Here is a 21572-nt window from a genome sequence, read left to right as displayed (position 1 = left end):
GCAGCCAAGAGAGGGCTCGAGCAAGCCAACCCAATCGGCGCCAACCATCAAGGCCGACCTTGATCGCAACTCGAATCGAAAGCACCCACCATGCCTCTTCTTGAAGCAGTAACGGTCGCGGCGCATCGCCAGCTTGACCGGGCTGCTCAAACCCTTGCAGCGGCGGCAGTCCCCAAGCTCAAACTTCAGCCCGTCTTACCCGGGCGGGGTGACCTCGCGCGCATTTCCCCGCAGCCCGATCGCCTGGTGACCGTCGAGGCCGCGCGCGTGCCACTGCTCGAAGCGGCCCGGCCGCTGTTGGATGCCTTGGCCAGGATGCCGGGCCAGTCCGATGCGATGCCACTCGAAGTCCTTCATCAGGTGTTGTTGCGCGAGGTCGTCTCATTCCAGTCCGTGTGCCAGGACGCAGGACGTCCTCATGAACACATCGTGGCGGCCAGCTACATGCTCTGCACGGCGCTCGATGAGGCTGCCGGCAACTCGGCACGGGGCAACGCCGGCGAACCCGCACCACAGCCATGGGCAGGCGGCCTTGCGCCCCATTTCCACGGGGACGCGAGAGGCGGTGAAGGCGTCTTTCGAATCCTCGGGTTCCTCGTCAACGAGCCGCAGAAGAATCTGGATCTGCTGGAACTGACGCTGCTCCTTTTGGCGTTGGGATTCGAGGGGCTCTATCGAAAGGCGTCCGATGGCGCGCGTGTGCTGCACGAGATCCGAATGCGTGTCCATGCCCTGGTCTACATCGGCCGCGGGGGCACGCCTTCGCCACGCTGGACGGCCATCGAGCGCCTTCTCAAGGGAGACGAGTTGAGCGACGTGATGACAGAGACCACCAAGGACATTTTTTCGTGAGCGCCCATCAACTCATCATCGACCACGACAAATGGCGTCGCGGCACCGGCGGCGCCCCAGCCGGCGTCTCCGGCAGCGACGGCAATGCCTATTCCGGCCTCGATCTGAACCTCGTCACCTTCGCAGGCGCCAGCTTCAGCGGCAGCAGTTTCGCGTCCACCACCTTCAAGGAGGCCGACTGGTCGTCCTGCCAGTTCACCGGTGCGAGCTTCAGCGACTGCGACCTCAGCGGCATCAGCATCTCGGCATGCAGCTTCAGCGGGTGCATCTTCACAGGCTGCCGCTTCCAGTCCGGCAGCATCACGACGTCCTCATTCAAGGGCTGCACTTTCACCGAGTGCGACATGCATGCATTGGAAATGTCCCACTGCGGGCTGGAAGGCAGCAACTACGACAAGTGCCGGATGCAGGATTCGCGCATGATCGATTGCACCGGGGGAGGCGGCGGCACCATGAGCGGCTGCGACATGAGCGGGGCAGGCATGTCCGGCTGTACCTTCACCGGCGCGACCCTGGCAGGTGCGGTCTATTCGGGCACCCAATGGACCGGCTGCAGGTTTCAGAGCTGCACCTGGAAGAACCTGGGCTTCGCCAACTGCCAGTGGAACCAGGTGGACATCCTCGACTGCCACTGCGACGGCATCAAGGGCGATGGCATCACCGGTGAGCGGGTCTATTACTACGGCAGTTTCTTCGAGAACTCCGAGTTCCAGAACAGTTCGATCAATGCCAACACAGCCGACTGAATCGAGCGGCTCCGACATCCATTGCCCAAGCGGCAACGTGCAACGCCGAAAGCGAGCGCAATGCGCGCGGGTTGCCCAAGCCGCTCAGATCTTCACCTTCCCCAGCCAGATGTCCCGGTACATCGCCCAGTCGCCCATGAAGGAATAGAGCGGCCGCTTGAACGAGGCCGGCTTGTTCTTCTCGAAGGCGAAGTGCCCGACCCAGGCGAAGGCATAGCCCACCAGCACCCCGGCCAGCAACCACCAGGGGTTGAGCGTGACCGCCAGCGCCACGAGGCACAGCAGCGAGAGCGTCGAGCCCGCGAAGTGCAGGCGCCGGCAGGTGCGGTTGGCGTGCTCGGTCAGGTAGAAGGGATAGAACTGCGCAAAGCTCTTGAAACGGCGCGGATCGACGGCAGATTCCGGGGCAGTCGTGGTGTTCATCGTGCGGGTCTCCTTGGCGCCGGAGCGCCTTTTGTGCAGGCTTTGTCCATAATAGCCACGACCTTGCGGCCGCACCACCCCGGTCCCCCTTCACACCACCGACGCATCAGCCTTGAGCGCCTTGCCCGATTCCTCCGCAGCCACCAACTCCGTCGATCGCGCCGATCCGGCCAGCGATGCGCTGTGGGTCGTGTGCCTCTGCGCCGAATGGTGCGGCACCTGCCGCGACTACCGGCCGCTGTTCGAGCAGGTGGCGCGCGCGCATCCGCAGCTGCGCTTCGGCTGGGTCGACATCGAGGACCACGCCGACATCGCCGACGGCTTCGACGTGGAGACCTTCCCCACGCTGCTGGTCGCCGGTGCCGACGGCACGCGTTTCCTGGGCCCGCTGCTGCCGCATGCCGAAACGCTGTCGCGCATGCTCGGCGCCCTGCAGTCGCCGCAGCCTTCGAGCCTGGATGTCGATCTGCTCCTCGCCGTGCTGAACAAGAAGCCGGCGACGTTCTCGGTTTAACCGGACCCGTCCTCCCATGAACATCCTGATCTTCGGCGCCACCGGCATGGTGGGGCAGGGCGTGCTGCGCGAGTGCCTCCTGGCCCCCGACGTGGAACGCGTCGTCGCGGTCGGGCGCAATGCCACGGGGCAGCAGCATCCCAAGCTGCAGGATCTGATCGTGAAGGACATGTACGACTACTCCGCCATCGAGCCGCAGCTGCAGGGCTTCGACGCGTGCTTCTTTTGCCTGGGCGTCTCGTCGGTCGGCATGAAGGAAGACGACTACCGCCACGTCACCTACGACCTCACGATGGCAGCGGCCACCGTGCTCGCGCGGCTCAACCCGGGCATGACCTTCACCTACGTGACGGGCTCCGGCACCGACAGCAGCGAGCGCGGCAGCAGCATGTGGGCAAGGGTGAAAGGCGCGACCGAAAACGCCTTGCTGCGCCTGCCGTTCAAGGCGGCCTACATGTTCCGCCCCGGCATCATCCAGCCGCTGCATGGCGCGCGTTCCAAGACGCCGCTGTACCACAGCGTCTACATGGTGCTCTCGCCGCTGCTGAGCCTGGCCTACCGGTTCTGGCCCGGCAAGGTGACGACCTCCGAGCAGATCGGCCTGGCCATGCTGGCCGTGGCCCGCGGCGGCGCGCCGAAGGTGCTGCTCGACCCGGCGGACATCAACGCGCTGCGTTGATCGATCGTCCCTCGCGACCGGCCGCGGCCCCTTGTCTCTCGTGCCCGCGCGTGCCTTGAAACAGACCGCCGCCGGCATCTCGCGCCGCGTGCTTCTTTGCGGAGTTTCGGGCGCGGCGCTCGTGGCGCATGCAGCGGCGACGGCAAAAGATGCTTGGCCGCAAAAATCGATCCGCCTCGTCGTCCCCTTCGCAGCCGGCGGCGGCACGGACATCGTGGCGCGCATGATCGGCCAGGCCCTCTCGCAGCACCTGGGCCAGCCCGTGGTGATCGACAACCGGCCCGGCGCCTCCACCCTCATCGGCACCGAGATCGTCGCCCGCGCGCGGCCCGACGGCTACACGCTGCTGCTGGCGGGCTCCACCAGCTACAGCGTGAACCCTGCGCTGCGGGCCGAGCGCGCCTACCGCCCGTCGCGCGACTTGGCGCCCATCGCCATCGTCGCGCGGGTGCCGCTGGTGCTGGTCGCGGGCAGCGGCACGCCGTGGCTGTCGCTCGCCGAGCTGGTCGAGGCGGCCAGGGCGCGTCCCGAACGCATCCGCTACGCCACCTTCGGCAACGCCTCGGGCTCGCACCTCACGGGCGAACTGTTCGCGCTGGCCGCGGGCATCCGGCTGCAGGACATCGCATACCGCGGCAGCAGCCATGCGCTGGTGGCCGTGATGGGCGGGGAGGTCGAAATGGGCATCGACACCGTGGCTTCGGTCGCGCCCTACGTGCGCTCGGGCAAGCTGCGCGCGCTGGGCATCATGGGCGCCGCGCGCTCGGGCCTTTTGCCCGGCGTGCGCACGCTGGCCGAGCAGGGGCTGCCCGAGGCCAGCTTCGACGCCTGGTACGGCTTTGCCGCCCCGCCGCGCACGCCCGCGCCGGTGCTCGCCACGCTGACGCACGCCATCGCGCAGACGCTCGCCAGCCCCGCGTTGCAGGCCGAATTGCGCGCGCAGGGCATCGAGCCGGCGATGGTCGGCGCGGCCAGTTTCCTGCGGCAGGTGGAGACGGAGATTCCGCGCTACCGCGCGCTGGCGCACCGCGCGGGCATCGTCGCGAACGAGTAGCCCGCGGGCCCTTTCTGCAGGCTCAGTTCGCCGGCGTGCCGAGGAAATCGCGCAGCGCGAACAGCGTCTCGTCCGGCGCCTCGCTCATCAGCGAATGGCCGGCATGCACCGTCACCACCTTCGCGTTGCGCGCCTTGCCGACCAGCGCCTTGGTGGCGCGCGGCGGCGTCATCTGGTCGGCATCGCCGAGCAGGAACAGCACCGGGCATTGCACCGCTTCGATCGCGGCCTCGCCCCCCGCGTAGTCGTTGCAGGCCTTGAAGCCGATGTGGAACACGTTGTGGTCGCGATTGCTCGCGAGCACGCGGCGCATCAGCGCGCGCGAGCTGCCGTACAGCCAGGTGCCGGGGCCCAGCGACGAGGGCGGCGGCGCGAGCAGCGAATGCGAGAAGGTGTTGACCATCGCGATCGCACGCTGCGGATCGTTGAGCGCCCCTTCAAGCAGCGCGGGCGACACCACCATCGGATAGGCCGTGCCGACCAGCGCCAGATGCGTCACGCGATCGGGCGCGCGCGAAGCGGTTTCGAGCGCGATCAGCGAGCCGAAGCTGTGGCCCACGAGCGCCGCCTTCTGCACGCCGGCCGCATCGAGCAGCGCGACGACGAACTGCGCGGCCTCTTCCACGCTCGCGGGCGGCGTGCCTTCGCTCTTGCAGTGGCCCGGCAGGTCGAGCGCGAGCACGTTCCAGCCGTGGTTGGCGAACCAGCGGCTCTGCAGGATCCACACGCTGTGGTCGTTGAGCACGCCGTGGATGAACACGACCGTGGGCCTGGCCGCATCGAAGGGCTTGCCGCCGGTGTAGCAGTAGGTGGCGTGGCCGTTGACGGTGTAGTGCATGTCAGGCACCCACCTTTTCCGCGGCCTTCAGCGCGCGCTTCAGGTCGTCGATCAGGTCGGCCGGATCTTCCAGCCCGATCGACAGGCGAATCGTTCCCTGCGAGATGCCCGCGCCCGCGAGCGCCTCGTCGGTCATGCGGAAGTGCGTGGTGCTCGCGGGATGGATCACCAGGCTGCGGCAGTCGCCCACGTTGGCCAGGTGGCTGAAGAGCTTGAGCGCCTCGATGAAGGCCTTGCCCTGCGCGCGGCTGCCCTTGATGTCGAAGCTGAACACCGCGCCCGCGCCGCGCGCACCGTGGCGCAGGAGCTTCTGCGCGAGCGCATGGCTCGGATGCGATTCGATCAGCGGATGCCCCACGCGCGAGACGAAGGGGTGGCTCGCGAGAAACTCCACCACCTTCTGCGTGTTGTCGATGTGCCGCTCCATGCGCAGCGGCAGCGTCTCGATGCCCTGCAAAATCAGCCACGCGGTGTGCGGGCTCATCGAGGCGCCGAAGTCGCGCAGGCCCTCGCGCCGCGCGCGCAGGAGGAACGCGCCGACGGTGCTCTCCTCGCTGAAGACCATGTTGTGGAAGCCGTCGTAGGCCTGCGTCAGTTCGGCGAACTTGCCCGACTTCTCCCAGTCGAAGCTGCCGCCGTCCACGACGATGCCGCCGATCACCGTGCCGTGGCCCGAGAGGAACTTGGTCGCCGAGTGGTGGACCAGGTCGGCGCCCCAGTCGAAGGGCTTGATGAGGTAGGGCGAGGTCAGCGTCGAATCGACCAGCAGCGGCACGCCCGCTTCGTGCGCGATGTCGCTCACGGCGGGAATGTCGAGCACATCGAGCCCGGGGTTGCCGACGGTCTCGCCGAAGAAGAGCTTGGTCACGGGCCGCACCGCGGCGCGCCAGCCATCCAGGTCGCCGGGCTTGACGAACGTGGTCTCGATGCCGAAGCGGCGCATCGTGTAGTGCAGCAGGTTCTGCGAGCCGCCGTAGAGGGCCGTGCTCGCCACGATGTGCGAGCCCGCACCCATCAGCGTGGCGATCGACAGGTGCAGCGCCGCCTGTCCGCTCGCGGTGGCGATGGCGCCGATGCCGCCTTCCAGCGCCGACACGCGCTGCTCCAGCACCGCATTGGTCGGGTTGCTGATGCGCGAATACACGTGGCCCGCGCGCTCCAGGTTGAAGAGCGCGGCCGCGTGGTCGCTCGACTCGAAGACGAACGAGGTGGTCAGGTGGATCGGCACCGCCCGGGCGCCGGTGGCGGGGTCGGGCGAGGCGCCGGCGTGCAGCGCGAGGGTGTCGAAACCGGGGTCGGAATAGCCGGGCATGAGGGCCTTTCTGTTGTCTCTTCGCAATGCCCCGTTACGTCTGCAAAGCATGCGCGGGCGACAGGGGCGTTCGGGTCGGCGTCGATTGTGGGCTATATTCAAATCGGCACCCCGCCCAGGCACACCGCCGAGTTCGAGAGTTCGAGAGTCCCGAGAGGAGCACACGATGAAAGTCAGCGACATCCTTCGCGTCAAGGGCAACACGCTCTTCACCATCACGCCAGACGACCTGCTGGCAGAAGCCGCCACCACGATGGCGGAAAAGGACATCGGCTCCCTGGTGGTCATGGAACACGGCGACCTGGTGGGCATGCTCACCTTCCGCGAAGTGATCGTGGCCATCGTGGGCAACGGCGGCCAGGTCGGGACCACGCTGGTGCGCAAGGCCATGGACGACGCCCCCGTCACCTGCACCCTGGAAACCGACCTGGACGAAATCCGCCGCATCATGCTGGAGCGCCACGCGCGCTACATGCCCGTGATGGACAAGCGCATGCTGATGGGCGTGATCAGCTTCTACGACGTGGCCAAGGCCGTGGTGGACAGCCAGAACTTCGAGAACAAGATGCTCAAGGCCTACATCCGCGACTGGCCCGCGGAAGACGAGAGCAAGACCGGTTGATCCGCACGCGTCGGGTGCAACGCCCGATGCAATGCAAGAACACCGAGGAACCGGCTTCGCCGGGCCTCAGGTGTTGCCCCCGGTAGGGGGTTGGCGAAGCGACACGCAGTGCGCGCAGCCTGGGGGCGAGCCCAGTTATTCCTTGATGTTGGCGGTCTGCACGATCTTCTGATTGCGGCTGTATTCGGCCTGCACGAACTTGCCGAACGCCTCCGGCGTGCCGCTCCCCGGCAGCGCCCCTTGCTCCATCAGCTTGGAGCGCACCCCTTCCTCCTGCAGCACCGCATTGAGTTCCTGGTTGATCTGCGCGACCACGGCCGGCGGCGTTTTCGCGGGCGCGAAGATGCCCGTCCAGCTCACCATGTCGAAGCCCTTCAGGCCCGGCATCTCGTAGAAGGTGGGCACGCCGGGCAGCGCGGCCAGCCGCTTGTTGCTGGTGATGCCCAGCGCCTTCAGGCGCTTGCCGTTCACGTGCGGAATGGCGCTGGTGCTCACCAGCATCGCCAGGTCCACCTGGTTGCCGATCACGTCGGTGGCGATCTGCGCGCCGCCGCGGTACGGCACGTGCGTGACGAAGATGCCGCTGCGCTCCTTGAGCAGCTCCATCGCCAGCTGCAGCACGGTGCCCACGCCCGAGGTCGCGTAGTTGTACTGGCCTGGCTTGGCCTTGGCGAGCTTGACGAAATCGGCGAAGGTCTGCGCTTCGAGCCCGGGCCGCGCCACCAGCACCATCGGCGCGGTGTTCAGGAGGCCCACCGGCGCCAGGTCCTTGAGCGGATCGAAGCGGAAGGCCGTCGGGTTCACCAGCTTGCCGATGGCGATCGCGCTGTCCGGCCCGACCACCAGCGTGTAGCCGTCGGGCGCCGCGTTCACCGCCTTGGCCACGCCGATGGCGCCGCCCGCGCCGCTCACGTTGTCGATCACCACCGATTGCTTCAGGCGCTCGCCCAGGCGCTGCGCGACCAGCCGCGCGTTGACGTCCACGCTGCCGCCGGCCGTGTACGGAACGATCAGCGTGATGGGCTTGGCGCCCGGCCACGCCTGCGCGAGCGCGGCGGTAGGCAATGCAGCGCAAAGTGCGACGGCAAGAAGAAGGCGGCGGGGCGTGTTCATGGCGTGGTTCATCCGAGGGTGGAAGGCGTGGGTTCGGTGTCGAGGCGGGCGCGCAGCGTGTCGAACGCCTCGCTCCACTGCGTGCGCCATGCGCGGCGCTGGGTGTCGTCGATCCATGCGCCATCGAGGCCGTTGTGCATGAAGCCGCGCAGGTCGTCCAGGCCGAAGCCGAAGTCGCGCACCATCATCAGCCACGCCCCGGTGGGCGTGACCTTGTGCAGCGTCGGGTCGTCGGTGTTGGGGTGGATGCGCAGGCCGAGGCCCGGCATGCGGCGGATCGGATGGTCGATGGCCCAGCGTTCGGGCGAGAGCGTGCGCAGGTAGTACGAGTTGGTCGGCACCACGGTGAAGAGCACGCCGCGCTCGGCGCATTCGCGTGCGAAATCGGGCTGGTCGACCACCGTGTAGCCGTGGTCGATGCGGTCCACCTGCAGCACGTCGAGCGCGGTGCGCACATTCGTCCAGGGCATGCCGAATTCGCCGGCATGCGCGGTGGTCTTGAGGCCCGCCTTCTTCGCCGCGGCATAGGCCTGCGTGAACAGCTCCGGCGGCCGGTCGACCTCGCGGTAATCGATGCCGATGCCGATCACCTCCTCGCAGCGGTGCGCGACGACCCACTCGACCATCTCCGCCGCCGCCTCGGGGCTCGCCTCACGGTCGATGGCCGCGATGAGCCGGCCGGTGATGCCGAACTCCTGCTGCGCATCCTGCACCGCGCGAACGATCGCGGCCTGCGCCATCGCATACGGAATGCCCGAGCCGTGCACCGTGCCCGTCGGGTTCCAGAAGAACTCCGCGTAGCGCACGTTGTGCGAGGCCGCGTCCTGCAGGTATTCGAGCGTGAGCTGGTACAGGTCGCCGGGGCCGCGCACCAGCTGCGCATCGAGCGCGCGCAGCACCCGCAGCACGCCGACCGGCTTTTCGCCGCGCGTGTAGAAGCCCTCGATCTCGTCGGCCGCGAGCGGCGCGCCGGCGCGCAGGTTCAGCTGCTTGAAGGTCTCGTGGCGCACGGTGCCGAACAGGTGGCAGTGCAGCTCGACCTTGGGGATCGCGCGGAGGAACGATTCCAGCGTGAAGGGCGGCGAATGCGGCATGGAGGGGCTGGTCATGCTGACCAGTCTAGGCAGCGGGGGCTCATAAGGAAAATTTTGAATTTCTATAATTTGATTCACCCGATCAATAACCGCCGCTCTCTGGAGATGCCATGGCCACAGCCGCCTTGCCCCTGCGCGCGCTCACGCTGCGCCAGCTGCAGTTCTTCTCGGTGCTGGTGCAAGAGGGCCAGTTCGGCCGCGCCGCGCGCCGCCTGGCCATCACGCAGCCCGCGCTCAGCAACGCCATCAAGCAGATGGAGAAGCTGCTCGGCGCGGAGCTCCTCACCCGCTCCACCCACCGCCTGGAACTCACGCCCGTGGGCGCCGAGGTGCTCGCGCGCACCGACTTCCTGGTCAACACCTTCGAGGTGGCGCTGCGCGACATCGAAAGCACCGTGCAGCGCGGCCGTGCCTTCGTGCGCGTGGGCGTGATCCCTTCGGCCAGCGCGCGCGTGGCCGCGGTCGTGAGCGAATTCCTCGAGCAAGACGGCCAGCGCGAGGTCGAGCTGGCCTGGCGCGATGCGCCCTCGACCACCCTCCTGGCCGAGCTGCGCAGCGGCCAGCTCGACATGGCGGTGGCCGCCATCACCGAGCCGCCGGGGGGCCTCACCTGCATCGACCTCTTCCGCGATCCGCTGGTGCTGGTGGTGCGCCGCGACCATCCGCTGGCCGCGGCCGGCGATGCCAACTGGGAGGCCATCGGCCGCGAGCGCCTCGTGCTGTTCGAGAGCGGCAGCATGCCGGCGCTCGGCAACCCCGCGCGTGCGCAATTTGCGAAAGGCGCGCAGGGCGCCGAGCCCTACCGCGTCAGCTATTCCGAAACGCTCTACGCGCTGGTGCGCAGCGGCCAGGCGCTCGGGCTGATGCCGCGCCTGTACACCACGTCGCTGCGCGACCCGGAGCTCGTGGTGGTGCCGCTGCTCAAGCCCCGCATCGAGCGCCGCGTGGTGCTCGCCTACCTGCCGGGCCCGATGCGCAACGTGGTGGCGCAGGACCTCATCGCATTACTGCGTAACCGCTTGCCCCAAAGTGGAGAGCCCAAAGTGCGCCGTGTCACTCGGGGAACACGCGTTCGACGCCAGCCCTAGCCGCGGCTAAGATGCGCCGCACATGCCTCGCCCGCTCGTCGCCGCCGTGTTCGCGATCCTCCTGTGCTGCCACGGGCTCGTGGTGTTCGCGCAGGGCCTGGTCGACGCGGCCAACCAGCGCGACGAAGTGGCGCACGTGCTCTTTGCCGATGCGTCCGCCACCGCCGACGCAGTGAACACGGCCGGCGTGGCCGGTACGACGCAGCCCGCGGACGACGCGGACCTGGACATCGGCCACAGCATCGAAGCGCCCTTTGTCGAGCACCTGTTCGGCTTCGCGCCGCTGCCGGCATCGCAGCCGGAATTTGCGCCGGCGTTCGTCTCGCTGACGTACCTCGAGCGGCCCACGCGGCCGCCCCAGTCTCTAGCCTCCCTCGCGTAGGTCCGGGCCTTCGGCCTGACGACCCCGCGCTTGTGCGCGCAGCCTTGCCTCATCGTTTGTGCAAGCGCCTCGCGCGATCCGCGCCATCCGTTCGCGATGGCACCGACAAGAAAGAGGAACGAGGAGAAGACATGAAGCACTCACGAGATGTCATGTTCGCGAGGCTGGCCGATTTCCGCATCGATGCCGATGCGCTGCGGCGCCATTTCCTGGCGCACGTCTGCACGCTGCCCTCGATGCCGTACCGCGACAACCGCGTGGACTACATCGGCTGGGCCGTCACCAGCCGCGACGGCACGCTCACCGACGGCATCCGCCGCATCCCCGGCAAGCAGCCCTTCGTGCCCGGCACCGCGCCGACCGACGCCTGCTCGGGGTATCTCGCCGAGGTGATGGATGCGCTGCGCGAGACGGGCCTGGCGCCCTTCCGCGCCCGCATCATGCAGCTGGAGAGCGAAGGCGCCGAGATGCCGCTGCACACCGATGCGCTCAAGGAAACCTGGCGCCTGCACATCCCGATCGTCACGAACCCGAACTGCTTTTTCGAGTGGCAGCGCGCCGACGGCAGCATCGAGAGCGTGCACCTGCCCGCCGACGGCTCGGCCTGGCTGGTGCGGGTGGACGTGAACCACCGCGCCGTGAACCGCAGCAACCAGCCCTCCAGCCGCGCGCACCTCTTGATGGGCCTGAACCCGGGGCCTGAATTGCGCATGCTGGCCGAGCCATGGCTGCCAGTGTTCCAGAAGACCGACGCCTTCGCGGCGACGGACTGACCGATGCCCACCGATGACCTGAACGGTTTCGGCGCCTGGACATCCGCGGCGGACATCGACGCCGACCTGCACGCCTTGGGCAAGTCGGACCAGCTGGAGCTGGGCCTCTACCGCCTTCGCAGCGCGCTGAAGGAGGACCACGCGTTCAGCAAAGAGATTCTTCCGAGGTACCAGGACGCGCTGATCCTCTCGGGCAACGTCAACGCGGCGCTGGAACTGCGGAGCAGCGCGCCGTGGAAAGCGGCGTTCCAGAAGGACCAGCAGGGGATGGACGTCGCGTTCACGCAGTTGATCGCGGGGCAGATCGCGCAGCTGGCGCAGCGGCTGGCGCAGGTGATCGATGCGTTTCCGTTTGAATTCGCTACCTATCTAGCGGGGCTGAAAAGGCATCACGCGGCGACTTATCAAAGCATTGCCGGTATTGCCCGGCCGTTGATCGGGGAGAAATCGTTCGAGAATCCTCAGGATTTGGTCGCACTGAAACTGGCAATTGAAGGATTCGAGGGTTACGGGGAAGATATCCAAAAAGAAACCCTGATCGATTTCTTTGAAAGCCAGAACCACGAAACCCTGTGCAAATTCTTCCAGACCTCGCTTCCGGCGAATGGAAAGATATTCAGGGAATTTGTCGCGGATATCCTGCAGGACGAAAAAGGAATCCGACGGCTGAAGGATGCAGCCATCTGCCGCGTGCTGATTCTGGGGTATGCATTGCTGGACGAGGCGGTCTACGATCGTGCGCTTCAGCAGGTGCGCGAGTCTGTCGCGGTTGAAAAAGGTGGCGCAGCGCTGTCGAGCGCCAGAATTGCCAGTGCATTTGGCGTCGCCGTCCAAAGCCCGCCCCGCGAATTGAACAGGCAGCAACTCGATATCGCGATTTGTATTTCGGGCCAGATGCGCGGTTATGCAGAGGCTTTCGAGACCTGGAAGCACCTGCACCTCGACGGGCATCGCGTGAAATATTTCGTCCACACCTGGGAAGACACCGGCTGGCGATTTCCCGATCCGCTGTCCGGAAATGGCGTCGATCGCATATTCAAGCATGCAGCATTTGCCCAGGCCTATAAGCAGGCGGGATTTCAATACGGCCTCGAAGCGATGAAGAAGGCCTATCCGAATTTCTTTTCGATGCTGGCGGTATCTTCGACGGTCAATGAATCGGATATCAAAGCGGTCTACGGAAATGACACTGCAATTGTCATTGAAAGCCATCGAAGGCCCGAATTCGAGAACGATGCCAACAACCAGCGCAAGATGTTCTACAAGATCCAGGAAGCGCACCGCCTGATGATGGACGACGGCGCAGCCTTCGATCTCGTGCTCAGAATAAGGCCGGACCGCACATTCCGGGCAAGCGACAAAAAACCGGACTGGATAAAAATGGCCGAAGAATGCCGCAAACAACGCGTCATTTATTTCAATCATTTGATGGTCACCAAGACGCTTTATGCGGGCGATCAATTCGCCATCGGATCTCCGGAAGCCATCGGCTGCTACGCCAATACGCTGAAGCTCCAGACCCAGGCGATCGACGAAAAATGGTTCGGATTTCCGAGGCGTCTGCGCTCGCACTGCTCGCTCGCGCATTCGCTGTTGTTCCAGGGGGTACGCCGCCGCCCCCTCGAAAACATCGTGCCCGTCGAGGCGATGCCCGCGGCGTCCTATGGAAAGAATGAATTGCGGAAATTGCTCGCCATCGATTTACCCTCGGGACCATCGAGCGAAATGGATAAATTGCTCTGGAATTCCCTGAATTGAAGAATTCACCGGAATAACCATGCGAATATCCGCCGCAGGCGCCCCGATGCTGGCCATCCGATTGCCCTGGAGGCAGATTCTCGCGGGCGGCGCGATTGCGTACGCCGCATGCGTGCCTTCGGTGTCCGCACGGGAATTGCAGGAAGCGCCGGGATGCCGCAATTCCAGGAATCAGCACCGGCTCGAACTGGAACAGAAATTCGAATTCAATGGCATTCGCGTGTTCTATACGCAATCGGGCCCGCACGCGCTGTATAGCAATGCAGATATCAATCGCAATGGCATGCCCGATATCGTCGAGGACGCGGCGCTCCATCTGGACACCGTGCGGCAGATCTTCAACCGCAACGGCTTCCGCGATCCGCTCACCAGCCCGAGATTCCGGCAGGCCGAATCGATCGACATCGATTTCCTGAATTTCGATGTCTACAGCCCCGAGATCACGGACAAGCGCGGCCTGTCGTTTTCGGCGGTGATCCGCTATCCAGGCAGCAGTATTCGCGCCGACAAATGCTCGATTTCAATGGCCATCAATTCCGCATTGAAAGGCAATCACGAGCGCGAGAAGGATTTTCTCATTCCGCATGAATTGTTCCATCTCTATCAATACGGCTACACCATGTTCCGCGCCAGCTGGTTCCTGGAAGGCATGGCCAAATGGGCAGAATGGGTCACGCTGGCGGAAAACGACCGCAATCCAAAATTGTGGAATACGCCATTGCCATCGTCATTGCAGGAATTGAATGAGCAGGTCTTTCTCAATCCCAATCCCTATGACGTTCGGCATTTCTGGAACCGGTTGGCGGAACTTGTCAAGAAAAAGGAATTTCCCATGATCATTCCCCCGGAATTGCGGGACCGGAAATTCGCCGATGGCACGCCGGTGATCAAGGACAACATCTGGCGCGGCCGCTCGCTGATGCTCAAGATCCTGGAAGGGCTGGACGACGAAGACGACGTGGTGGGCCAGGAAAAGAACCTGCCGCCTTACGCCTGGGCCAACGAAGACCAGCGCGCCGCGATCCACAACCCCCGGCTCATGAAAATCGTGCAGCGCGCATTGGCCTCTTATTCGATTTCGGGCGCGGAGGTCAAACAATTCCTCGCCATCGACCTGGGGCCAGCGCAGTGATCGTCATCACTTCCGCCGCCTACGTCGATTCGGAACTGCAATCGGAATTCGGCCGCCTGCCGCCGGCGTTTCTGCCCGTGGGCAACCGGCGCCTGTTCCTGCGGCAGTTCGCGGTGCTGCAGGCGCGCTTTCCCGGCGAGAGCATTTATCTTTCGCTGCCCGAGAGCTACGCCATCCCGCACCGCGACGTGCGCGCGCTTCAGGCGCAGGCGGTGCAGGTGCTGCGCGTGCCCGACGGGCTCACGCTGGCCGATTCGGTGCTGTTCTCGATCAACACCATCGGCAACTACGGCGAGGGGCTGCGCATCCTGCACGGCGACACGCTGATCGAGGACCTGCCGGCCGCCTGGGATTGCCTGTGCGTGGCCGAGTCCGCGGACGATTACGACTGGCACGTCGACCAAGGCCCCGACGCCGGCACGCGCGTGTGGTGCGGCTACTTCGCCTTCCACTCGGTGGGGCGGCTGGCCAAGTGCCTGGTGGCGGCGCGCGGCGCGTTCGAGAAAGCCGTCTCGGCCTACGACGAGGCCTGCTACCTGGAGCGGGTGCACACCGACAAGTGGTCGGACTTCGGGCACGTCAACACCTTCTACCGCTCGCGCGCGCAGATCACCACGCAGCGCGCGTTCAACGACCTGGCGATCGGCGATCGCCGCGTGCGCAAGACGGGCAGGCCCGCCGAGAAGATCAAGGCCGAGGCGCAGTGGTTCGGCGCGCTGCCGCCGCGCCTTCGCGTCTACGCGCCGCAGCTGCTGGACCACGGCCCGGTCGCACCCGATGGCTACGGCTACGAGCTGGAGTACCTGTGCATGGCGCCGCTCAACGAGCTGTACGTGCACGGCTGCAACTCGACGGCGTTCTGGTCGCGCGTGTTCAAGCACCTGGCCGACTGGCTGGCCGCCTGCCAGTCGGCCGTGCCCTTGAGCGACAGCCAGCGGCAGGTGGTGGCCGAAGACAGCCGCGGCATGCTCGCGGAAAAGACCCGCGCGCGCATGAACGCCTATGCCGACGGTTGCGGCCTGAGCGTGTCGGCGCCCACGCGGTTGAACGGGCGTGCGCTGCCGTCGCTTTCGGACATCCTCGCGCGCTGCATCGAGGCCGCGGCGCGCGTGCCGCTGGTGCCGGGCGTGATGCATGGCGACCTGTGCCTGAGCAACATCCTGTTCGACACGCGCTCGGACTGCATCAAGGTGATCGATCCGCGCGGCCTCAACTTCCGCGGCGAGGCGCGCCTCGTGGGCGACCTGCGCTACGACCTCGCGAAGCTCGCGCATTCGGTGCTGGGCCTGTACGACTACATCGTGGCCGATGCCTTCGACATCGACGAGGGCACGGGGCTGGACTTCCAGTTGCGCATCCATGCCGACGAGGACGCAGCGGCGATCCAGAAACTGTTCGCGGGCCTGCCGCTTCTGAACGGCATGACGGCGCGGCATGTGGCGCCCATCACCGTCATGCTGTTTCTGTCGATGCTGCCGCTGCACCAGGACACGCCGCGCCGCCAGCGCGCGATGCTGGCCAACGCACTGCGCCTTTACGAGCTCATGGCGCACATGGAGCACTGAGAAAAAAATGTTCGTCATACCGATGGTCGGCAAGAGCCGCCGTTTCACCGAGGCCGGCTACGCGCTGCCCAAGTACCGCCTGCCGCTGCATGGGCAGACGGTGTTCTTCCACGTCGTGAAGTCGTTCGAGCGCTACTTCGCGGACGATCTCTTTCTCTTCGTGGTGCGGCGCGACCACGACGTCGCGGGGTTCATCGAGCAGGAGCTGAAGACCCTGGGCGTGAAGGACTTCCGCATCGTCGAGATCGAGGGCGACACGCTCGGGCAGGCCGACACGGTGCACCAGGGGCTGCGGCAGATGCCGCCGGGCGATGCGCTGTACGTCTTCAACATCGACACCATCCGCCCGGGCTTCAGCAAGTCGCCCCGGGCGGCCGATGCGCTGGGGTACCTGGAGGTGTTCGAGGGCGAGGGCGATCACTGGTCGTTCGTGGAACCGGGCCCGGACCATGCGGTGCTTCGGACGACGGAGAAGGAGCGCATCTCCAACCTCTGCAGCGACGGCCTCTATCACTTCGCGGATGCGCGGGTCTTCGACGAGGCCTTCGCGCACCAGCGCGCGAGGCAGGCGATGACGCGCGGCGAGTACTACATCGCGCCTTGCTACAACGCGCTGATCGAGAAGGGCGGGCGCGTGGCCTACGAGCTCGTCGACCGCAGCGAGATCGTGTTCTGCGGAACGCCGCAGGAGTACGAAGAGGCGGCCGCGAAACGGTGGGACTGAAACCCGCGTGAGGCCGCTGCGGCCTCAGTGCAGCTCGGCCGCCGCGTGGATCGTCTCGCGCACGCGCGGATAGATCTGCGCGTTCCACTTGCTGCCGCTGAACACGCCGTAGTGCCCGACGCCCGCCTGCAGGTGGTGCGTCTTCAGGTACGGCCGGATGCCGGTGCACAGGTCCTGCGCGGCCACGGTTTGCCCGACCGCGCAGATGTCGTCGCGCTCGCCTTCGACCGTGAGCAGCGCGGTGCGGCGGATGGCCGCGGGGTTCACCGTGCGCTCGCCCACGGTGAGCACGCCGCGCGGCAGGTCGTAGGTCTGGAACACGCGCTCGACCGTCTCCAGGTAGAACTCGGCCGGCAGGTCGTTCACCGCGAGGTACTCGTCGTAGAAGCTGCCGATGGTGCGGGCCTTCTCGATGTCGCCTTCCACCAGGTGCTGGAACATGTCCTGGAACTGCTTCTTGTGGCGCTCGGGGTTCATGCTCATGAAGGCCGAGAGCTGCAAAAAGCCCGGGTACACGCGCCGCATCGCGCCCGCGTGCGGCCACGGCACGTGGCTGATGAGGTTGCGGCGGAACCACTCGATGGGCTTGCTGGTGGCCAGCACGTTCACGCCCGTGGGGTTGATGCGGCAATCGACCGGCCCGGCCATGAGCGTGAGGCTGCGCGGCGTGGCGGCGTTGTCGTCCTCGGCCATGAGCGCGGTCGCGGCCAGCGCCGCCACGCAGGGCTGGCAGACCGCCACCATGTGCACGCCGGGGCCGATGGTCTCCAGGAACTGGATGAGCTGCAGCGTGTAGTCGTCCAGGCTGAAGCCGCCGTGCCACAGCGGCACGTCGCGCGCGTTGTGCCAGTCGGTCAGGTACACGTCGTGGTCGCGCAAGAGGGTGCGCACGGTTTCGCGCAGCAGCGTCGCGAAATGGCCCGACAGTGGTGCAACCAGCAGCACGGGCGGGTGCACCGCTCTGATGTCCTTTCGGAAGTGCAACAGCGTTCCGAACGGCGAGACCAGGGTTTTCTCTTCGTGGACAACGACTTGCGTGCCATCGACCATCACCGAATCGATGCCGTAGGCCGGCCGCGAGTGGGTCAGCCGCATGCGCGAGAACACCTCGAACTGGGCCGCCAGGCGCCGCGACATGGTGCGGTCGGCGCCGTCTTTCCAGAGGGCCTTGCCCCAGTACTGCGCCGCGAGCCGCAAGGGCGAGAGAAGGTCGGCTTGGTTCTGGTAGGCCCGGTACAGCATGCAGGGGGTGCAGGCAAGTTGCGGGCCAACCGGGTGGCATGGCGCTTGCACGCAGGGCATGCAACGTCAAGGAGCTTCCCGATGGCCAAACCCGTTCTCACCATCAGCAGCAAGAACTACGGCGCGTGGTCGCTGCGCGGCTGGCTGATGTGCAGGCTGGCGGGGTTGGACTTCAGCGAGAAGATCATTCCGCCCGATGACCCGGCCATGAAGGCCGAGATGCTGCTGCTGTCCTCCTCGATGCTGGTGCCCTCGCTGCAGCACGGCAGCGTGAAGGTGTGGGACACGCTGGCCATCGGCGAGTACCTCAACGAGATCAAGCCCAAGGCCGGGCTGCTGCCGGCCGATGCGGCCGCGCGCGCCCACTGCCGCGCGATCTGCGGCGAGATGCATTCGGGCTTCGCCTCGATGCGCGGCGCGCTGCCGATGAACATCAAGGCCCACTTCAAGAACTTCAAGGTGTGGTCGCGCGCGCAGGCGGACATCGACCGCATCGTGGCCATCTGGCGCGAGTGCCTGAAGGCCTACGGGGGGCCGTTCCTGTTCGGCAAGCAGCCGGGCATCGCCGATGCGATGTATGCGCCGGTGGTCACGCGGTTCCTGAGCTACGACGTGGCGCTCGACAGCACCTGCGCGGCCTACTGCAAGCGCGTGATGGAACTGCCCGCGATGAAGGAATGGGTGGCCGCGGCCAAGCAGGAGCCCGAGGAAATCGACGAGCTCGACGCGGAGTTCTAGGCGCGCGCGGGCCGCGCCGGGTCCGACCATTCCTACGCCCGTACACGCCGCTTCCGACAGACGCCGCTGCGCGTTGCGCGGAGATTGAAATGCCATCGAAGGACATCGAGGCATGGAATTCCGCAACCGCGCACACGCAGGCCGCCTGCTGGCCCAGGTGCTCAGCGCGCATGGCGACTTTTCAAACGCCGTGGTGCTGGCGCTGCCGCGCGGCGGCGTGCCGGTCGCGTGGGAAGTAGCCCGTCGGCTGGGACTGCCGCTGGACGTGTACGTGGTGCGCAAGCTCGGCATTCCCGGGCACGAGGAGTACGCCTTCGGCGCCATTGCCGGAGGCGGCGTCTCGGTGATCAACGAGGGCGTGGTGGGGGGGCTTGGCCTTGGTCCCGCCGCTATCGAGGAAGTGATCGAGGCCGAGCGCGCGGAGCTCGAACGGCGCGAGCGCGACTACCGAGGCGGCCAACCGCCGCACGACGTCTGCGAACGCCAGGTGCTCGTGGTGGACGATGGCCTGGCCACGGGCGCCACGATGCTGGCAGCAGTGCGCGGGCTCTGGCAACTGGGTGCGGGCGCCGTGGTCGCGGCGGCGCCGGTGGTGTCGCCGGACGCGATCGCGCTCTTGCGGCCCGAAGCCGACGAGGTGCTCGGGGTGCGTTGCCCCGCGACCTTTTTCTCGGTTGGCGAGTGGTACGCGGATTTTTCGCAGACCACCGACGAGGAGGTCCGTCGGCTCCTGGCCGAAGCCCGGCATCTTGAACCTGCGCGCCACGCGCATGCGGTGCCATGAACCGCTCTGCCGACGTCGAGGCCATTCGCGCCGCCGCAGTGCCGCTGTCGCCCGACGACGATCATTCGGCGCTGCTCGATGCGATCGGCGATGCGCGCTTCGTGCTGCTCGGCGAGGCCTCGCACGGCACCCACGAGTTTTATCGCGAACGCGCACGCATCACGCAACGTCTGATCGCCGAGCGCGGCTTTCGCGCGGTCGCCGTGGAGGGCGACTGGCCCGACGCCTACCGCGTCAACGCCTTCGTGCGCGGCACGGGCGGCGATGCGTCCGCTGCCTCGGCGAACGAGGCGCTCGCGGGCTTCGAGCGCTTTCCGACCTGGATGTGGCGCAACGCCGATGTGCTGGATTTCGTGGGCTGGCTGCGCGCTTTCGACGCTGGCCGCGCGCATGCCGCGCAGTGCGGCTTCTACGGCCTGGACATGTACAGCCTGCACGCCTCGATGGCGCGCGTGCTCGCCTGGCTCGAACGCCATCGGCCCGACGTCGCGCCGCTCGCGCGCGAGCGCTACGCGTGCTTCGACCGCTTCGGCGACGACAGCCAGGTCTACGGAATGATGACGGGCCTGCGCGGCGCCGAGGGCTGCGAGGAAGAGGTCGTCGCCATGCTGGTGGACGTGCAGCGCGCCGCCGCGCGGGAACGCACCGGGCCACTCGACGCCGAGGCCGCGTTCGACGCCGAGCAGAACGCGCGGCTCGTGCGCAATGCCGAGTCGTACTACCGCGGCATGTACATGCGCAACGCGTCGTCGTGGAACCAGCGCGATACGCACATGGCCGGGACGCTCGATGCGATCGCCCAGCACCTCGGCCGCGCGGACGCGCCGGCGAAGATCGTCGTCTGGGCGCACAACTCGCACGTCGGCGACGCGCGCGCCACCGAGATGGGGCAGCGCCGCGGCGAACTGACGCTGGGCCAGCTGGTGCGCGAGCGCCATGGCGGCGACGCCTTCCTGGTCGGCTTCACCACGCACCGCGGCACCGTGGCGGCGGCCTCCGACTGGGATGCGCCGCTCGAGCGCAAAGAGGTCGTGCCCTCGCTCGCGGGCAGCGTGGAGCGCCTGCTGCACGACACCGGCATCGGGCGCTTCATGCTGCCGTTGCGCGGCGACGGCGCCCACGTGGCGCTGCTGCGCCAGCGCCTGCTGGAGCGCGCGATCGGCGTCATCTACCGGCCCGAGACCGAACGCCAGAGCCACTACTTCGAGGCCGAGCCCGCGGGCCAGTTCGATGCGCTGGTGCACATCGACACGACGCGGGCGGTGCGCCCGCTCGAGGCGCATGCCGCGTGGGACGCCGCATCGGATGCGGCGGACCTGCCCGACACCTATCCCTTCACAACCTGACAACCTGACAACCTGACAACCCGACACAGAGGAACCCAACCCATGAGCAAGTCCCCAGGCCATCACAACTCGCCCGAGCACAAGGTCGAAGAATCCATCGTCGACGCCCGCATGACGGTGGAGATCGACGGCGAAACCGTCGCCGATTCGCGCAACGTGCTGCGCGTGGACGAGGACGGCCATCCGCCGCGCTTCTACTTTCCGCGCGAGGACGCGCGGATGGAATTCTTGAAGCCCTCGGCCACCGTCACCGAGTGCCCGTTCAAGGGCCAGGCCAGCTACTTCGACGCGGAGACGCGGCACAAGCACGCGAAGGACGTGGCGTGGAGCTACGAGGTGCCCTACGACGAGCACAAGGCGCTCGCGGGGCGGCTCGCATTCGACGAGACGGCGTCCGCCGCGTTGCGCATCCGCAGCCTGCCGTAAGGCGACCGGCGCAGGTGCTAGCGCCGGAACATCCGCAGGTCGAGCGCGCTTTCTTCACCGAGCCACATCGCATGCGCCGTGTGGTCGGCGAGGTCGTCGCCCGTCACGCCGTGCACGAAGATATCGAGGCCCTTGCGGTTGGCATCGAGCCATGCGATGACCTGGTCGAACTCGGCCGCGTCGAAGGCGATCTGGCAGCTCCAGTGCGGATGCGGGCCGACGAGGCGCTCGTGCACGCGGCCCACGACGACCATCAGCTCGCGGCCCGCGCGCTCGCAGAGTTCACGCGCTTGCGCCACCGTGTCGGGTGCGAAGTAGACGTGGGCGTGGTACTGGGGGTAGAGGTTTTCGGGGCGGCGCGGCATGG

24 protein-coding genes are annotated in these 21572 nt (G+C 66.7%); 17 read left to right on the top strand and 7 right to left on the bottom strand.

Going from position 1 to position 21572, the window contains the following annotated elements; all coding sequences use genetic code 11:
• Window positions 1-90: 90 nt before the first annotated feature.
• Window positions 91-852, top strand: a complete 762-nt coding sequence (gene icmH, locus ACZYRS_RS23965) for a type IVB secretion system protein IcmH/DotU (RefSeq protein WP_463421253.1) — start codon at window positions 91-93, stop codon at window positions 850-852.
• The gene (locus ACZYRS_RS23960; protein WP_463421252.1) at window positions 849-1598 is read left to right on the top strand and encodes a pentapeptide repeat-containing protein; all 750 of its coding nucleotides are present in this window, start codon (window positions 849-851) and stop codon (window positions 1596-1598) included. The genes icmH and ACZYRS_RS23960 overlap by 4 nt, the downstream gene beginning before the upstream one ends.
• Window positions 1599-1682: 84 nt before the next feature.
• Here ACZYRS_RS23960 and ACZYRS_RS23955 read toward each other — a convergent pair whose 3' ends face one another.
• Window positions 1683-2021, bottom strand: a complete 339-nt coding sequence (locus ACZYRS_RS23955; RefSeq protein ID WP_463421251.1) for an Mpo1-like protein — start codon at window positions 2019-2021, stop codon at window positions 1683-1685.
• Window positions 2022-2133: 112 nt separating this feature from the next.
• On the opposite strand from ACZYRS_RS23955, the gene ACZYRS_RS23950 reads away from it, so the two are divergent.
• The 3 genes from ACZYRS_RS23950 to ACZYRS_RS23940 are packed head-to-tail and all read left to right on the top strand — an operon-like array spanning window position 2134 to window position 4268.
• A complete protein-coding gene (locus tag ACZYRS_RS23950; RefSeq protein ID WP_463421250.1) occupies window positions 2134-2535 on the top strand; it encodes a thioredoxin family protein in 402 nt (133 codons plus the stop codon).
• Window positions 2536-2551: 16 nt separating this feature from the next.
• Window positions 2552-3214 (top strand): NAD-dependent epimerase/dehydratase family protein, encoded by a 663-nt coding sequence (locus tag ACZYRS_RS23945; protein ID WP_463421249.1) that lies wholly within the window; start codon window positions 2552-2554, stop codon window positions 3212-3214.
• Between the two features lie 55 nt (window positions 3215-3269).
• A complete protein-coding gene (locus tag ACZYRS_RS23940; protein ID WP_463421248.1) occupies window positions 3270-4268 on the top strand; it encodes a Bug family tripartite tricarboxylate transporter substrate binding protein in 999 nt (332 codons plus the stop codon).
• Window positions 4269-4290: 22 nt separating this feature from the next.
• On the opposite strand, the gene ACZYRS_RS23935 is transcribed toward ACZYRS_RS23940, so the two are convergent.
• A complete protein-coding gene (locus tag ACZYRS_RS23935; RefSeq protein WP_463421247.1) occupies window positions 4291-5106 on the bottom strand; it encodes an alpha/beta fold hydrolase in 816 nt (271 codons plus the stop codon).
• 1 nt (window position 5107) lies between these two features.
• Window positions 5108-6418 carry an O-acetylhomoserine aminocarboxypropyltransferase gene (locus ACZYRS_RS23930; protein WP_463421246.1) on the bottom strand — a complete coding sequence of 437 codons (1311 nt, stop codon included), beginning with the start codon at window positions 6416-6418 and terminating at the stop codon, window positions 5108-5110.
• A 166-nt stretch (window positions 6419-6584) separates the two neighbouring features.
• Here ACZYRS_RS23930 and ACZYRS_RS23925 point away from each other — a divergent pair, with 166 nt between their 5' ends.
• Window positions 6585-7040, top strand: a complete 456-nt coding sequence (locus tag ACZYRS_RS23925) for a CBS domain-containing protein (protein ID WP_042578619.1) — start codon at window positions 6585-6587, stop codon at window positions 7038-7040.
• 135 nt (window positions 7041-7175) lie between these two features.
• Here the strand turns inward: ACZYRS_RS23925 and ACZYRS_RS23920 are convergent, their stop codons facing one another.
• A complete protein-coding gene (locus ACZYRS_RS23920) occupies window positions 7176-8153 on the bottom strand; it encodes a Bug family tripartite tricarboxylate transporter substrate binding protein (RefSeq protein WP_463421245.1) in 978 nt (325 codons plus the stop codon).
• 8 nt (window positions 8154-8161) lie between these two features.
• A complete protein-coding gene (locus ACZYRS_RS23915) occupies window positions 8162-9262 on the bottom strand; it encodes an adenosine deaminase family protein (RefSeq protein WP_463421244.1) in 1101 nt (366 codons plus the stop codon).
• Between the two features lie 95 nt (window positions 9263-9357).
• Between ACZYRS_RS23915 and ACZYRS_RS23910 the strand changes: the two genes are divergently transcribed.
• From ACZYRS_RS23910 to ACZYRS_RS23880, 7 genes are all read left to right on the top strand, one after another.
• Window positions 9358-10335 carry a LysR family transcriptional regulator gene (locus ACZYRS_RS23910; RefSeq protein ID WP_463421243.1) on the top strand — a complete coding sequence of 326 codons (978 nt, stop codon included), beginning with the start codon at window positions 9358-9360 and terminating at the stop codon, window positions 10333-10335.
• Window positions 10336-10357: 22 nt separating this feature from the next.
• Entirely contained in the window at window positions 10358-10717 is a 360-nt protein-coding gene (locus tag ACZYRS_RS23905) for a hypothetical protein (protein WP_463421242.1), read from the top strand.
• A gap of 131 nt (window positions 10718-10848) precedes the next feature.
• A complete protein-coding gene (locus tag ACZYRS_RS23900) occupies window positions 10849-11490 on the top strand; it encodes an aspartyl/asparaginyl beta-hydroxylase domain-containing protein (RefSeq protein ID WP_463421241.1) in 642 nt (213 codons plus the stop codon).
• 3 nt (window positions 11491-11493) lie between these two features.
• The gene (locus ACZYRS_RS23895; RefSeq protein WP_463421240.1) at window positions 11494-13248 is read left to right on the top strand and encodes a hypothetical protein; all 1755 of its coding nucleotides are present in this window, start codon (window positions 11494-11496) and stop codon (window positions 13246-13248) included.
• A 19-nt stretch (window positions 13249-13267) separates the two neighbouring features.
• Window positions 13268-14380, top strand: coding sequence for a hypothetical protein (locus tag ACZYRS_RS23890; RefSeq protein ID WP_463421239.1), 1113 nt, complete (start codon window positions 13268-13270; stop codon window positions 14378-14380).
• Window positions 14377-15945, top strand: a complete 1569-nt coding sequence (locus ACZYRS_RS23885; RefSeq protein WP_463421238.1) for a phosphotransferase — start codon at window positions 14377-14379, stop codon at window positions 15943-15945. The genes ACZYRS_RS23890 and ACZYRS_RS23885 overlap by 4 nt, the downstream gene beginning before the upstream one ends.
• A gap of 7 nt (window positions 15946-15952) precedes the next feature.
• Window positions 15953-16669 (top strand): glycosyltransferase family 2 protein, encoded by a 717-nt coding sequence (locus tag ACZYRS_RS23880; RefSeq protein ID WP_463421237.1) that lies wholly within the window; start codon window positions 15953-15955, stop codon window positions 16667-16669.
• Window positions 16670-16693: 24 nt separating this feature from the next.
• On the opposite strand, the gene ACZYRS_RS23875 is transcribed toward ACZYRS_RS23880, so the two are convergent.
• Window positions 16694-17911 (bottom strand): polyhydroxyalkanoate depolymerase, encoded by a 1218-nt coding sequence (locus ACZYRS_RS23875; RefSeq protein ID WP_463421236.1) that lies wholly within the window; start codon window positions 17909-17911, stop codon window positions 16694-16696.
• Window positions 17912-17992: 81 nt separating this feature from the next.
• Between ACZYRS_RS23875 and ACZYRS_RS23870 the strand changes: the two genes are divergently transcribed.
• From ACZYRS_RS23870 to ACZYRS_RS23855, 4 genes are all read left to right on the top strand, one after another.
• Window positions 17993-18649 carry a glutathione S-transferase gene (locus tag ACZYRS_RS23870; RefSeq protein ID WP_463421235.1) on the top strand — a complete coding sequence of 219 codons (657 nt, stop codon included), beginning with the start codon at window positions 17993-17995 and terminating at the stop codon, window positions 18647-18649.
• A 112-nt stretch (window positions 18650-18761) separates the two neighbouring features.
• The gene (locus tag ACZYRS_RS23865; protein WP_463421234.1) at window positions 18762-19433 is read left to right on the top strand and encodes a phosphoribosyltransferase; all 672 of its coding nucleotides are present in this window, start codon (window positions 18762-18764) and stop codon (window positions 19431-19433) included.
• Complete coding sequence (locus ACZYRS_RS23860; RefSeq protein WP_463421233.1) at window positions 19430-20779, top strand: erythromycin esterase family protein; 1350 nt, start codon at window positions 19430-19432, stop codon at window positions 20777-20779. Before ACZYRS_RS23865 ends, ACZYRS_RS23860 begins: the two co-directional genes overlap by 4 nt.
• A gap of 42 nt (window positions 20780-20821) precedes the next feature.
• Window positions 20822-21205: a DUF427 domain-containing protein gene (locus ACZYRS_RS23855; protein WP_198787840.1), complete on the top strand. Its 384-nt coding sequence runs from the start codon at window positions 20822-20824 to the stop codon at window positions 21203-21205.
• Window positions 21206-21222: 17 nt separating this feature from the next.
• Here ACZYRS_RS23855 and ACZYRS_RS23850 read toward each other — a convergent pair whose 3' ends face one another.
• A complete protein-coding gene (locus tag ACZYRS_RS23850; RefSeq protein WP_463421232.1) occupies window positions 21223-21570 on the bottom strand; it encodes a DOPA 4,5-dioxygenase family protein in 348 nt (115 codons plus the stop codon).
• Window positions 21571-21572: the final 2 nt, after the last annotated feature.

It is taken from the genome of Variovorax sp. AC194 (genome assembly GCF_979257995.1).
This window is presented reverse-complemented; position numbering and strand designations above follow the sequence as displayed.